The sequence below is a fragment of the Hirschia sp. genome, from assembly GCF_058892565.1.
This window is the reverse complement of record NZ_JBZXVU010000013.1, coordinates 14,764-29,645: the sequence shown is the minus strand read 5'-3', so window position 1 is coordinate 29,645 and position 14,882 is coordinate 14,764. Positions and strand designations below refer to the sequence as shown.

Here is a 14,882-nt window from a genome sequence, read left to right as displayed (position 1 = left end):
GAAACGCTCATGAAAAATACATTTTCTCCCGCTTTGTTCGGCGCGCTTGTCGCCTGCGGAACGATCTTTAGCACCCCCGCTTTTGCCGATGGCTTGTTTCAACCCAAAACAACATCAGAAGCAATTTTGACCATCAACATCAACAAAGCCGACCTATCTAGCGCAGCAAAAGTTGACGAAGTTTATCAAGAAATTTCCGACAAAGCGCTGAACTCATGCATGGATCGCGGTGAAGTTTTGACAAAAAACAAAGCTCGCGCCAAACACGCAGACTGCATATCTTCACTCGTGAATGAAACAGTTAAGGCTATCGACAACACGCAATTAACGGCACGTCACGCTCCGTCAGGCGTCCAAACAGCCTCCCTTTAAATTAAAAATTTACAAAACTTCACTTTTACCTGCCGACAAATCCGCATACGCACTGTAGTATAATTCATTGTGTATGCGGGTGGGCTGCCGCACATTGAAGCGCGCTTGAGGTCTTCACCTCTAATCTTAGCGCACTTCTGCTTCTGTTCGGACAACTAATTCAGCTCTGCAAAATCAGATGCGTTCTTAGCAGAAAGGCCAGCCAAACCGTGTACCAAATCAATCCACAGGCACGGCACGTCAAAGCAAACTCAAAAAAGGGTGCAGACCGCATTGTTGCCATCCTTGAAGCTGCCTTGCATACACTCACTGAAAAAGGGTATTCCGGCTTCACAATGCGCAATATCGCAAAACAAGCAGGTATCTCCCTCGGCAACATCACATATTATTATAAAACCAAAGAAGCGATCCTTCACGACATGATGGATGCCGTTTCCGAGGCATATCAAGGTGCCCTCGACAAGATTATTACAGATGAAAGCCTTACCGACGAAGATAAAATGCAAAAAGTGTTGGAACAGCTCATTCTTGATTTGGGAGAAAAAGAAACAACACTGTTTTTTCCCGAAATATGGGCGCTCTCCAATCATGATGCTTATGTCGCCGAAAACATGGACCGAATATATTCTAGAGCCCGCAGTTTAATTGCTCGGCTTATTGAAAAAATAAATCCAAATCTTTCAAAAAAAAGCTGCCAATTACTAAGCCTCTTCATATCAGCATCGATTGAAGGCATGACACCCTTCATCGGCTATAAGAAAGAGTTTTCTCAAGCTCGGGTAACTATGGCAAACTTTGCATCCCAGCAATTTGTACTTCTCGCTCAAAGATTAAACGATGAGGAGATAGAGGCCCAGTCGTTACAGGAATTGCTTGAAACGACGCCCTAGCCGCTCCCGGATGCAGATTTAATTTACAAACAAGTACCACTCACCCGCCTCATAAGCGCGGGCGCAATGAATGCTGTACCCTATCCACACTATTTACGCATTACCTCGACACTCGTTTAACACTGCACACACACTACCGCACCACTGCTCCACACTACCGCACCTGTGTTGCGATCATTTTTCTTTAAAATTATCAGTCCTACTTTCCATTCAATCCACAACACCAAACGCCCAATACACTACACATACAAACCCAACCAAAAGATACTACCTATTTGAAAACCAATTTATATATAAAGCGTCACCCCCTCCCACAGAAAATAAACCAGCATTGTACATTTGTGTCTTTTTCGACACATACCTCAACTTTTTACCAATTGGTCCTACCAATATAGGTGTATTGATCCTTTTAATTGGTTGACTTTTTCTTACTTCGAGATGAAGATAACACCTTAGAGAGCGCCTCGCATAAGACGACGCCACTAATCAGTTCCTGGGAGGGAAAATAGAATGCCTATACACAGACAAGATGAATCTAATTCTACAAGGCCACGCCATTTCTGGCGCGCAGCACTACTTGCCAGCGCCGCCTTTTCTTTCGCATCACCCACCATCGCGCAAGAAAGTACAGAAGCCCCCGCAGAAGCTGCTGCAGACGACACTAATAGACTAGACACAATCGTTGTGACAGGTATCCGCCAGTCACTTGCGACAGCTCTGGAAGAAAAACGCACCGCTGACAGTTTAATCGAAGTCATCAACGCAGAAGACATTGGTAAACTTCCAGATCAAAACCTTGCTGAAGTTCTAGAAAACGTCACAGGTGTACAAATTACGCGTACTGCTGGTGTTGGTACGGGGGTTCAGATCCGTGGTACAAACGCAAACCGTACAGAAATTAATGGTGTTTCTACCGTAGGCTCAGGTTCAGGCCGTAGCGGTATTAGTTTCGAAGACGTCCCAGCCGCCATGATCGCCGCTGTTGAAGTAACCAAGTCATCAGAAGCAAAAACCATTGAAGGCTCTGTGGGGGGTACAATCAACCTCCGCACAATCCGTCCTCTCGACCTGAACGATCGTGTAGCCAGCATTCGCATTCAAGGTGAAGACAGCAGCCTAACGACGGACGGTATTACACCTCGCGTATCGGGAACTTATGGAGACAATTGGTCAACATCTGTCGGTGATTTTGGTGCAGTTGTTAGCTTAAGCTATGCTGAACAAGATGCGACAGCTTTCCGCCCGAGAGTTGACCGCGATAATCTGGTGGCATCAGACGGCGGAACTGCCAATGCGCAAGCATTCGACTTTTTACCAATTCAGTTTTTGATTCAAGATTATGACAATTATGAATCACAAACGACCAACTTTGCAGGGGCGTTTGAGTATGCACCTAATGACAATTTGAAATTCTACTTTGATTCAATTCTCAATGACCAAGAACGCAGACAAGAAAGCTCACGTATTCAAGCGTCGGGTATATCAGACCTAGCGGGCGTGTCTGTTCCATCTGAATTTGAAACTGTTGATTTTGGATCCTTGAACGGTCAAAATTTAGGTAGTGTTGAAGCGGCGCTAAAAGGTGTTATTCCAATACAATCCGATGGTAGTGATGGTAACTTACGCTTCTCTGGAGACACAGGGTCTCGCCTAACAGAAAGCCAAATATTTAGATTAGGAACCGATTGGAACCGCGGCAACCTCTCAGGTCGCGTTGAAATCGCAACTTCAAACTCAGATACAACAAGCCCAGACTTCAGCACAACGCTAAACTTTATCAACCCGAATGCGCCCACCAACTCATCTAACGAAAATGGCACTCCGTTTGAGTATGACTTAACAGGTGGCGCTCTAACATGGCGTATCGCCCAAGATGCAGCAGGCGGACCAACAACGGCCCAATTGCTCGATCCAGCAAACATTGTATTGCGTGACGTGAACATTTCACAAAACAAAGCCGAGAACTCAGAGGACGCGTTCCGTGCTGATTTCTCTTATGATATGAGCGAAAACAATATCTTCATTACCTCTGTTGATGCTGGATATCGCTACAACCAAACAACCAGCCTGAGAGACGAAATCACAGCAAGTGTTGGCCTAAGAACACTTGCCGAAAGCCCAACAGGTGATCTGTTTGCGGATATTCTAGTACCAGGACCCGATAACTTTAATGCTGCTGATGGGCGTGAATTCTTCGTTGGTGACTTCCTTCAGGTCGACCCAGAGCTCGCCGGATCTGATCCACAAGCAGTCCTTGATGCTTTGAATGCTGCAATCGTAGCAAACAATGCAATTACGGGCGCAACTCGTGCTCCAATCAGTTCACCAACCTCAAGCCAGAGTGCTTTCTTTGATATTGAAGAAAAAACTCACTCAATTTATGGACAAGTAAATTTTGAGCACGGGATTTTCCGCGGTAATGCCGGTCTACGTTATCTAGAAACCGAAGTGATATCCAAAGGGAACGCAATTCTAGACGGCGTCGCAACCCCTACAACAACCAAAGGTGATTATCAGTTCGTCCTACCAAGAGTAAACATGGCAGCCAATGTCGCTGAAAACTTCATCATTCGTGCTGGATACGGTAAAGATATCAGACGCCCAGACTTTGACGACCTTTCAACATCTTACACATTTAGCACAAGCCCAAACCCTGCGGTTAATCTTGGTAACCCCAACTTGGTACCTGAAGAGGTTGAATCATTCGACATTGCTGCAGAATGGTATTTTGCCCCCTCTGCCGTCTTGAGCGTAGGCTACTTCCACAAAACTCGTACTGGCCTATTTGTTGACCAAAATGAGTCACCATATGAAGACCCTGTAACTGGCTTCCGCGACATTATTGGCCCTGATTGTGAGCAAGGGGGTATCTTCAACCCAATTGCAGATATCAACGTATTTGGACCTGTAGGTCGGGGTGTGTGTGTTCCTTCATCGCAAAAAATCAATGGCGCTGGAGAAAACACACTGTCAGGTATTGAACTAGCATTCCAATACGACCTGTCCAGTTTTGAAGACACAATCGGTTGGGCATCTGGCTTTGGTGTTCTCGCCAACTTCACACACCAAGAATTCTCCGGTGGTGAAGAAGTGTGGGAACCAACTTCTCGTGCTGAAACAGTATTTGCATCAAATGGGGCAACTAATGTTGAGCTTTCAGTATCTGAAATCGACCTGTCAGAAAATGCTTACAACGCGACCCTCTATTATGAAAAATACGGCCTATCAGCAAGAGCACGTTACACTTGGCGTGATGCGTACCGTTCAGAAGACTTCGGTAGCACATCAAGCTACCCTTGGGGCTTCCCTGTTATTCAAGAGGCTAGAGGTCAACTTAACGCAAGCATAAATTACGATGTCACCGAAAAGCTGAACATTGGTATTGAAGCTGTAAACCTTACTGAATCTGAAGTTTCACAATCATGTGTGAATGAAGGTGCCCTACTTTGCTACCAAGGCCTTACAGACCGTCGGATTACATTTGGTGCAAACTACAACTTCTAAAATAAACTTGCAAAATCAAATATAACTTAAATGAAAAAGCCTCACCGTTAAACAAGTGAGGCTTTTTTATGGGTTCAGCACTAAGCCACTATAGGGTTTTACTTGTCTGATAATAAAAATTTGATTGCACTTTTCATGACTTCAACAACTGCTTCTCTATCCATTGGGGGATCGCTGGGCACTCGCATTGCTAGTCCACTAAACAACGCGAAAATACACTCGACTTTTGCCGCTGCATTCTTCACACCCAGTTTAGTTTCTATGTTATCAATGAATCTCTCGCGTGATCGCTGTTCATATTCTTGTACGATTATAGCAATATCTGGATTACGTTGTGTCTCAGCAAAAATTTCACGTGACAACATAGATTGAAACGGGTCCGTTTTATGACACACACCTTCATTTACTTTGCTCAGTAAATTTTCAATCAAATGCTCGCCATCAACATCAAATAAAGTTCCAAATTTCTCTTCCCGAGCCACGAACTCACGTTCCACTATGGATGCAATGATATCACTTTTATTTGCAAAGTAATGATAAATGTGCCCCGGGCTCATTTCTGCTCTTTTAGCAATTGCAGCCATTCCCGCATTGTGAAAGCCGCTCTCGACAAAGCATGCGCTTGCAGCATCAAGGATCTGATCCTTGCGCTGATCTTGCTTAGAAATGCCACAATCTTCTGAGTGAGAATTAAAATTCATATTTTTTTTGACTATTTTTGACTTATTAACATTGTAATGAGATATAAGCTCCCATAAATAGAATGAACGTTCAAACTATTTGAGCAATATGTTATAAAATTCAGACCAGTCAAGGCTCCCTCCCCTATGGTTAAGAAACATTTTTTTCCTATTAAGCGTATAACGACACTTAGCAGTGTGTTGGTATTAGCGTTGGGCAGTCTAGCTGTAGCTAGCTGCGGACAGGAAAGTCATAATTCCACAGCAGAAGCAGCACCAACACCAGCACAATCTGCAAAACCTGTAAAAACAATTTCTGTAACTTCTCAAACAATTGAAGACCAAACAGAAATGCCAGCTCGCACACACGCCTTTGCAGAGGCTGAAATTCGTCCACAAGTAACAGGATTGATAAAAAAGCGTCTGTTTGAAGAAGGTGCTAATGTCAAAGAAGGCCAAGCCTTATATCAGATTGAAGACACTGAATATGTAGCTAGAGTCGATAGTGCCAAAGCAGAATTAAGTCGTTCAGAAGCCACGATTGATATTGCTAAACAAAATGAGGCCCGCTACACGGAACTTATTAAAAGCAACGCCGTCAGCCAACAAGAATATGACGAAGTTGTTTCTATTCGCAAGCAAGCCGAAGCTGACTTGGCAGCCAAACGTTCTGCACTCACACAGGCTCAAATAGATCTAAAACGTACCAAGGTTGTATCTCCAATCAATGGACGTATTGGACGATCAAGTGTGACAGCAGGTGCGCTGGTAACTCAAAACCAAACCACTTCTTTGGCCCGCGTTCTCCAACTTGATCCAATTTATGTAGACCTCGCGACATCTAGTTCTGAAGTTTTGAAATACAAACAAGATGTCCAAGCAGGGCGCATTCAAACAAATGCAAACAAAGCTATTCCTGTAAGCATCGTATATGAAAATGGTGACGTCCACTCATCACCGGGTGAACTGAAATTTTCTGAAATCAGTGTAGATGAAACATCAGGAACAGTTATTCTTCGTGCGATCGTGCCAAACCCAGATAATCTGCTAATGCCCGGCATGTATGTTAAAGCCAGAGTATCTGCCGGACAACGCGATAATGTCATTCTAGTTCCCCAATCAGCAGTGTCACGCACACCACGCGGCGAGCCTTATGCAATGGTTGTTGATGATAACGGTCTTGCAGAAACAAGAATGCTTACCCTTGCAGGCGCTTCTGGAAACAATTGGATTATTGAAAGTGGATTGGATAGTGGCGACAACTTAATTGTTGATGGTCTGCTAATGCTTAGATCAGGCATGCCTGTTCAAGCGGTCAACCCAGACAACAATGCCATTGCCTCCGCCGAATCTAATTCCCCCTTAAAAGAACAATAAAACACAGGCTCACATTTCAAAATGGCCAGTTACTTTATCGACCGCCCCGTATTTGCGTGGGTAATAGCGATTGTCATCATGCTTGCAGGTGCCCTATCGCTAAACAGCCTCCCTATTGCCCAATATCCAGATATTGCCCCAACAACAATCACTATTAATGCCACATACCCGGGGGCATCCGCCAAATCTATTGAAGATTCTGTCACTCAAACCATTGAGCAACAGATGACAGGTTTGGATGGCCTTGATTATATGACGTCGACATCTAGCTCTTCCGGGACGAGCTCGATCACGCTTACCTTCAAAACAGGAACAGACCCTGACACTGCTCAAGTGCAGGTGCAAAACAAACTCGCACTTGCCACCCCACTCCTACCCAATGCAGTGCAGCGTCAGGGTGTAACGGTAAATAAAGCTGCATCTGGATTTTTGCTTGTTGTTGGTCTGACTTCACCTGAAAGCACATACGACACTGTGGATCTTGGTGATTTCGCTAAAACTCAATTGATTGATGATGTTAGCCGACTAGATGGTGTTGGTAGTATACAATTATTTGGATCTCAATATGCTATGCGCATTTGGCTAGATCCACACAAACTCAACAAATTCAAATTAATGCCAAGCGATGTTATCGCTGCAATTCAAGCGCAAAACTCGCAAATATCATCTGGTTCGATTGGTGGATCGCCTTCAGTTGAAGGACAGGAAATCACAGCAACAATTACGCTTCAATCACTTCTCACAACAGCAGATGATTTTAAGAAACTCCTCATCAGATCGAGTACCGAAGGTACACCTATTTACCTAGAAGATGTCGCGCGTGTAGAAAAAGGCGCTGAAACATATTCTTTTGAAGCACGCTTTAACAGAGCGCCTGCCGCTGGATTTGCTGTCTCACTCGCCACAGGAGCTAACGCTTTAGACACCGCCGAACTCGTTCGTGCACGCGTGCTAGAATTAAGTGAAAACTTCCCAAGTGATATCGAAATTGTATTTCCCTACGATGCCACGCCCTTCATCAAAGAATCTATCAGTGCAGTTGAACACACCCTGCTTGAGGCCATTGTACTGGTTTTCTTAGTGATCTTTGTCTTCTTACAATCGCTAAGAGCATCTTTCATACCTATGATCGCTGTTCCGGTGGTTCTTTTGGGAACTTTTGCAGTTCTCGCGCTGTTTGGGTATTCAATAAACGTGCTGACCATGTTTGCCATGGTGCTAGCCATCGGCCTTTTGGTCGATGATGCGATTGTTGTCGTAGAAAATGTAGAGCGCGTCATGGAGGAAGATGGCCTATCGCCCATTGAAGCTACACGTAAATCCATGAAGCAAATCACTGGTGCGCTTATTGGTATTGCGGTTGTACTTTCTTCCGTATTCATCCCCATGGCTTTCTTTCCAGGATCGGTTGGCGTCATATACCGTCAATTCTCGGTTACGATTGTCTCTGCTATGACACTTTCTGTTATTGTTGCGATTGTTCTTTCCCCAGCTCTTTGTGCAACAATCCTGAAAAACACTCACGGCAACAAATCAAAACACTGGATCAACAAACCAGGTGATATGTTCAATACCGGTTTCCGCAAACTGGAAAACGGATACACTCACATGGTTGATCGGGTTATCCGTCGCCGTTGGATCTTTGTAGGTATATTCATAGTTATCAGTGCGATTGCAGGGATAAACTTCAAGAGTTTGCCAACTTCATTTCTTCCAGATGAAGATCAGGGAATGGTTATGACACTAGCTCAACTGCCTGTTGACGCCAGTCAAGAGCGCACTAGAGCAGTGATGGACCGCCTCGGAAAATACTACATGGAAAAAGAGGGAGACAACTTAAAAGGTGTCTTTACTGTTGCAGGTTTCAGCTTTGCAGGAGCTGGACAAAACATGGGAATGTCTTTCCTTCCTCTAAAAGATTGGGAAGAACGCCACGGTCCGGCAAACAGCGCGCAGAGTATTGCTGGTCGGGCAAGTCAAGCGTTCGCTGGCGACGTTGAGGCCATGATCTTTGCCATCACCCCTCCTCCTATCCGAGAACTAGGTAATGCCAGCGGATTTGATATGTATCTTCAAGATAAATCCGGTATTGGTGGTTCTGATCTCACAAATGCTCAAATGCAACTTTTGGGCATGGCAGCACAAGAACCAACTCTTATGGGCGTGAGACCAAATGGTATCTCAGATAGCCCACAATTTAATGTTGGAATTGACTATCAGAAAGCAGCATCTCTGGGTGTTCAGCTCTCCGATGTCACCAATGTTATGTCAGTTGGGTTTGGTGGAACTTATGTCAATGACTTCCTCGACCGTGGACGTATTAAGCGCGTTTATGTGCAAGGTGATGCCGCCTACCGTATGCAACCCGATGACTTTGGAGAGTGGCGCGTTCGTAACGCATCGGGCGAGCTAACTCCTATTGAAGAAATCATCTCAACAGAATGGGCTTTTGGTTCACCACAGCTTAAACGCTTTAACGGCCTACCAGCCTTGAATATCCAAGGGGCTGCAACCCCGGGGACAAGCTCTGGAGATGCACTCAACACTATGGAAAGTCTTGTCGAGCAACTTCCTGGAAATTTAGGAATAGCATGGTCAGGCTTGAGTGCTCAGGAAAAACAGTCTGGCAATCAAGCGACTTCTCTCTACATATTGTCAGTCTTGTTCATCTTCCTGTGTCTTGCTGCTCTTTATGAAAGTTGGACAGTTCCTATTGCTGTTCTGCTTGTTGCTCCACTTGGTATTACCGGTGCCGTGGCTGCTGCTCATCTAACGGGTCTTGCGAATGATGTTTTCTTCCAAGTGGGAATTCTAACGACAGTTGGTCTTGCTTCTAAGAACGCTATTTTGATTATCGAGTTTGCGAAATCCCTTGAAGAACAGGGTAAAGAATTGGTCCAAGCAACTTTGGAAGCCGTTAAAATGAGATTGCGTCCAATTTTGATGACATCTCTTGCATTTGGATTTGGTGTTTTACCACTAGCTTTGGCAACCGGCGCAGGTGCCGGTGCACGTATCGCTATTGGTGTGACCGTTCTAGGCGGGCTAATAGCTTCAACAGTGTTTGCGATCTTCTTCGCTCCGCTCTTTTATGTTGTTATTCGTAAGCTTACTGGCGGAAAATCCCTCTCTTCAGAAGGTCAAACAGTATGAGCAAACAAAACTCCTTAATGCTTGCCGTTACAGGTACTAGCCTTCTTGGTGGATGTGCGAGCTTGGCTCCAACATATGATCCAAGCACCCCGCCCATCCCAACGGCTTTGCACGAAATTGAGCAAAAAGAAGACACTGCGCAACTATTAGAATGGGAAAAAGTATTCACTGCCCCCCAACTAAAAGAACTTATCGACATTGCGTTAGTGGAAAATCGTGATTTACGCGTGGTCGCAGCAAATGTGCGGGCATCTCGGGCACAATATGGTATTTCAAGCTCAGCAAGATGGCCCTCTTTAACAGCAGCCGGCAGCGTGACTGAAGGCGATACATTCGAAAATGACGCTTCTACAATTGCACAATCAAGCTTCTCCGATAGCAATTCACTCACTGTAGGTGTTTCTAGTTATGAACTCGATTTTTTCAATCGAGTTGGAAATCTAAGTGAAGCTGCATTGCAGACTTGGCTTTCAAGTGCGGAAGGTGAACGTAGCGCCAAAATCCTTCTAGTCGCTTCTGTAGCTGAAAGTTGGATATCGCTTGCATCCAATCAGCGCCTATTAAACCTCGCACAGGAAACAGCGAACAGTCAGCTAGAATCCCTAGAGCTCACACAACGCAGATTCAATTCTGGTGTTGCTAATGAACTTGATGTGCAGCGCGCTGCTTCTAGTGTATACACAGCGCGGGCTGAAGCTGCGCGGCTAAAAGCCGTTGTGCGGCAAAACGTAAACGCACTTCGCCTATTAGTTGGTGCACCTTTACCAGAAGATGTCGTTGAAAAAGCAGACCTTTCTGCTGCTCCAACGACCGAAAACCTACCTTTTGCTCAGTCTTCTTCTGTTTTGCTCGGTCGCCCAGATATCATGGCAGCGGAACACTCACTTCTAGCTGCAAATGCCAATATTGGAGCAGCACGTGCCGCTTTCTTCCCATCCATTTCTCTGACAGGATCTGTAGGCTATCTTAGCGGAGATTTGAGCGATCTAGTGAAAGCGACTTCAGGCGGCTGGAGTATTGGCCCAAGCATATCTCTCCCCATTTTCGATGGCGGCAGACGCAGTAGTGCTTTAAAGGTAAGCAAAGCTCAACAAGAAGCTGCATTGGCAGGATATGAATCTGCTATCCAGTCAGCCTTCAAAGAAACAGCTGATGCACTTGCGTTAGCTGATACAATTGATGAGCGTCTGGATGCTTTGGAAAAACTGGTAGAAGCTAACCACTTAACATTGGAATTATCCAATGCCCGTTTTTCTACAGGAATAGATAGTTATCTATCTGTACTAGATGCACAAAGAAATGACTATGCCGCCCAACAATCACTTATCTCTAGCCAAACTGATAAAGCTTTGAATGCTGTCTCAGTTTTTAGAGCTTTAGGTGGATGGGCAAGTTCCGAATAGATATTCGAATACATTTCAATAATAAAAAGCTCCCCCAGTCATCACACAATTGCGGGGAGCTTTATTTTAACATGTTAAACTTTGAACTTCCGGCAATAAAAAGGCGTTATTTCACCTGTTTTAGCTTTTCGAAAGTTTCTCTATCCACTTTAAAAACAGTACCGTGTCTTGTGCCTTCAGGGAAGTTTATTTGATCGCTGAGATCTTCCCAATTTACGAGATCCTTTGAACGTGCACCAATCATTTTGTGCTCCATATAAGCATCGTAATAAACATAGACCATGTCATCAATTTTGATGGCTGTTGGCCCCTCAACCCAGACACCCTCCGGTGAAAATGGCGCGGACGCCTCACTATATGGCCCCTGTGCATGTGACGCTGTTGCGATACGGATATTTTTCATTGGCTCCGGTCGTTTTGTTTCATCCTTGATAAACATCACATAGCGGTCACCATCTTTAAGAAGCGATCCATCAATTGATACGAACCCACCATCATAAAAAAGCGACGTATCCGAATAGGTTTCAAAATCTTTGGTCTTCGTAAAATAGACTCTGTGATTTATACCAACCCCAAGCGTAGAACGAATATCTCCTCGATCTTCTGTTTCCAGAAACTTACCCGGCACAGCAGACGACCAAAAGATAATGTATTCTTCTGTCTCGTCATCATAAAAAATTTCAGGTGCCCAGCTATTTAAAACATCTGGCTCGTGGGCCATCACTGGCAAAATAGTTTGCTCGCTCCAATTTATAAGATCATCTGAATGAGCAATCCCGATATTGTTTTCCCACCACCCTGTTGTCCAGACCATATGATAACTTCCATCCGGCCCCTGTATGATGCATGGATCACGCATCAATTTACCACCAATTTGAGGCTCTAAAAAAGACTTGTCATCATTTAATGCAGTCCAGCTCAGCCCATCTTCGCTATAAGCAAAGTGAAGCCCTGTCTCACCGTCATTTCTAAAAGAAGAAAACAACAAAACATCATCTTTTCCTTCAACATTTTGCGCGGGGCCTGCACTGCACGAAGTCAGTGCGAGTGCAACTAAAACCAATAGATATTTCATAGGCTTCTTCCTCCAAATTTATGTAATTTCCTTGCTCTTACGGCAAGGGTTGAATATCCTCAAAACGTATCTTCCAACTGCCATCATCAGGAAAGCCAGGTGTAACACCCGAAGCGCCATCCCAACCTGCAACCATAAGCGCTACAGCCGTAAGCAAAGAACCATTTGAGGGGAAATACGTGTCAGCATTTTTCGAGTAGCCATGGCTACCCAAATGATATCGCGGAGTCATACCTGTGATACCAAATTGATTGTTAGCTGCGTCCATCATAAGATAATCAAGGGCTTTATCAGGCAAACCAAGACGCGTTGCAGTCATGGCCATCATTGGAAAATCCCATCCCCAAGTTTGACGAAAATCCCATAGTGCATCTACTTTTTTCAAAGTTTGGCGCATCATATCATCATCCACTTTGTCACCAGGAATCAGACCCGTTGCCATCAAAAATGAAGGATGATCGCGATTAAGACACGACATATCAGGTGCCTCACCGGCCGCTTCCAAACCACCTTCTATACCTTGCCCACCAGCACAACTAGGACGGTCAACACTCTTCCAAAAATCAGGAAGGTCAGACGTCGGCAAATACACGCCTTCAGAAGCTGGCAAGGGCGACATTTTTGACAGCACATCATCCCATTGCTCATTGCGTTCTAAACCAAGTCGCTCTCGCCAAGTTTGAGCCATGTCCAAACCCCAAGCGAAGTAGGCTACTTCAAAAGTCGGGTTCTCAGTCTTGTGAATGTCGTAGACTTCTTGCACAGGCACAATCGGCGCGCCTATGACATACTCTCCAAGATCATCATTCCATTTAGGATAAGTCGCGAGCAAGTCTGCTGTTTCTAAAACCACTTCTTTATAGCGCTCAATCGTCTCAAGAGTCGGCTCATTGCGATAAGCAAGTTCAGCTAGATAGATAGGGTGAGGCTGTTGCCACATAATAAACGGGTTTATGGCACTTGGACTTTCAATCGCATTATCGCCCGTCATTTTAGGCCACCAAGCCCCCGCTCTTTTATAATGAGCAGCTCTAGCTTTGGCTGTATCCAATGTCTTATTGTACCAATCAAGGCTGTCTAAAATTTGCTCTGATCTGTTCCACAATAGAAAATGCGCGACGTGCCAAACATGCATTTCATGATGAAATTTTCCATTCCAGCTATTGGAATACAAGCCTTCTTCTTGTGGAATGAAAGCTCCACCAGTATTCACCGCCGCTAGATATTGCGATAATATTATTCGGCGTTCCAGCTCAGAGGCACGTGGATCAGTGCTTCCCGTAAAATCGACAATTCCACCTGTCTGCCAATAATTTTGCCAACCTTCTGAAACTGCTAACGCCGCCTGTTCAAACTCAATTTCTGGAGCAATCTCTTCTTGGGAAACAGCATATTCCAATGTTAATTGAATTTGCTCCGCATTATTGCCTACACGCAAAACAAATGTGTGAGGCCGTACTTCTTCAAAATGCCCCTGCCCTGATAATTTGGCTTTTGTTACATATGTCGTACCATCAAGTGTACGATAGAAAAGCGTTGTCTGATCATCAAGAACTTCCATCACAGTCTTATGCTGATCTGATTTCTGCCATTCTGCAGGATCTGGATTGAGCTTTGAATTCACATACGGAAAAGCAACCTGAACACTTAAGTCTTGAGAAGAAACCAACTCAGAATTAATAGACGTAATCACCATATCCCGATCGGGGTGCACACTTGTCTCAACGTCTACAGCTTTACCCTTGAAAGCAAATGTACTTGAAGCAATACCCTTCCACAAATCAAGATTTTGAGCTGTTTCGCTGACCTCATCAAACTTTATGGGCGCGTAGTCCTCACCATTCTTAGCAACAAATGAAATCTGTCCGAGTGAATAACGGTGTGGGTTTTCACGCATATAGCTAATCGCAGGGTTTTTATCTATTTCAGCCCAATCAAGGAAATATGGATACTCATAGGTTTCATCTCCGACGGTGATTGGACGATATGTATCTTCTAGCTTATAGCCTTCAGGGTTTGGGAAGCTGTGCCATGCCCATTGCGCCTGCGTGATCAAAGGCGAATGCGCACTATATTGATCACGAAATGACTGTAATCCCGTGATATCAATCGCCATAGCAAAGGAACCATTTCCTAGCATCAGTGGAGCTTTTGGATCTACAGAATCAAATGCCAAATTGTGTCTGGAAACAAGTGCCTGACGTTCAATCGGGGCCAATGCTGCTTCAACTGTTGGAGCTTCTGTTTTTATTTCCGCGCTATCGCAAGCACCCAGTACAGCAATCAAACAAAGCACCGATATCCCGCGATACAAATTCTTTAAATTGCGACAAACTTCAACACAATGACTAAGCACAGACTGACCTCCCCAGATCATCTTTTAATAATTATTGCGATATCGCTAACACTTAAAGTTCCATATTTCAAC

Annotated in this window: 9 protein-coding genes; 6 read left to right on the top strand and 3 right to left on the bottom strand. The window is 44.6% G+C overall.

Features of this window, described 5'->3' with window-relative positions; all coding sequences use genetic code 11:
* Nucleotides 1-9 precede the first annotated feature (9 nt).
* The 3 genes from AC5EF3_RS05515 (at nt 10) to AC5EF3_RS05505 (ending at nt 4,766) form a co-directional block, all read left to right on the top strand.
* On the top strand, nt 10-372 hold the full coding sequence (locus AC5EF3_RS05515) for a UrcA family protein (protein WP_493547325.1): 363 nt from the start codon (nt 10-12) through the stop codon (nt 370-372).
* A 209-nt stretch (nt 373-581) separates the two neighbouring features.
* Nucleotides 582-1,262: a TetR/AcrR family transcriptional regulator gene (locus tag AC5EF3_RS05510; RefSeq protein WP_493547324.1), complete on the top strand. Its 681-nt coding sequence runs from the start codon at nt 582-584 to the stop codon at nt 1,260-1,262.
* A 510-nt stretch (nt 1,263-1,772) separates the two neighbouring features.
* Entirely contained in the window at nt 1,773-4,766 is a 2,994-nt protein-coding gene (locus AC5EF3_RS05505) for a TonB-dependent receptor (RefSeq protein ID WP_493547323.1), read from the top strand.
* Between the two features lie 98 nt (nt 4,767-4,864).
* Here the strand turns inward: AC5EF3_RS05505 and AC5EF3_RS05500 are convergent, their stop codons facing one another.
* The gene (locus AC5EF3_RS05500; protein ID WP_493547322.1) at nt 4,865-5,467 is read right to left on the bottom strand and encodes a TetR/AcrR family transcriptional regulator; all 603 of its coding nucleotides are present in this window, start codon (nt 5,465-5,467) and stop codon (nt 4,865-4,867) included.
* Between the two features lie 126 nt (nt 5,468-5,593).
* On the opposite strand from AC5EF3_RS05500, the gene AC5EF3_RS05495 reads away from it, so the two are divergent.
* The 3 genes from AC5EF3_RS05495 to AC5EF3_RS05485 are packed head-to-tail and all read left to right on the top strand — an operon-like array spanning nt 5,594 to nt 11,379.
* Nucleotides 5,594-6,823, top strand: a complete 1,230-nt coding sequence (locus tag AC5EF3_RS05495) for an efflux RND transporter periplasmic adaptor subunit (RefSeq protein WP_493547321.1) — start codon at nt 5,594-5,596, stop codon at nt 6,821-6,823.
* A gap of 21 nt (nt 6,824-6,844) precedes the next feature.
* Entirely contained in the window at nt 6,845-9,976 is a 3,132-nt protein-coding gene (locus AC5EF3_RS05490) for an efflux RND transporter permease subunit (protein WP_493547320.1), read from the top strand.
* Nucleotides 9,973-11,379, top strand: coding sequence for an efflux transporter outer membrane subunit (locus AC5EF3_RS05485; RefSeq protein WP_493547319.1), 1,407 nt, complete (start codon nt 9,973-9,975; stop codon nt 11,377-11,379). Before AC5EF3_RS05490 ends, AC5EF3_RS05485 begins: the two co-directional genes overlap by 4 nt.
* 106 nt (nt 11,380-11,485) lie before the next feature.
* Here the strand turns inward: AC5EF3_RS05485 and AC5EF3_RS05480 are convergent, their stop codons facing one another.
* Together AC5EF3_RS05480 and AC5EF3_RS05475 are read right to left on the bottom strand one after the other, a co-directional pair.
* Entirely contained in the window at nt 11,486-12,454 is a 969-nt protein-coding gene (locus tag AC5EF3_RS05480; protein ID WP_493547318.1) for a glycoside hydrolase family 43 protein, read from the bottom strand.
* A gap of 37 nt (nt 12,455-12,491) precedes the next feature.
* Entirely contained in the window at nt 12,492-14,810 is a 2,319-nt protein-coding gene (locus AC5EF3_RS05475; RefSeq protein ID WP_493547317.1) for a hypothetical protein, read from the bottom strand.
* Nucleotides 14,811-14,882: the final 72 nt, after the last annotated feature.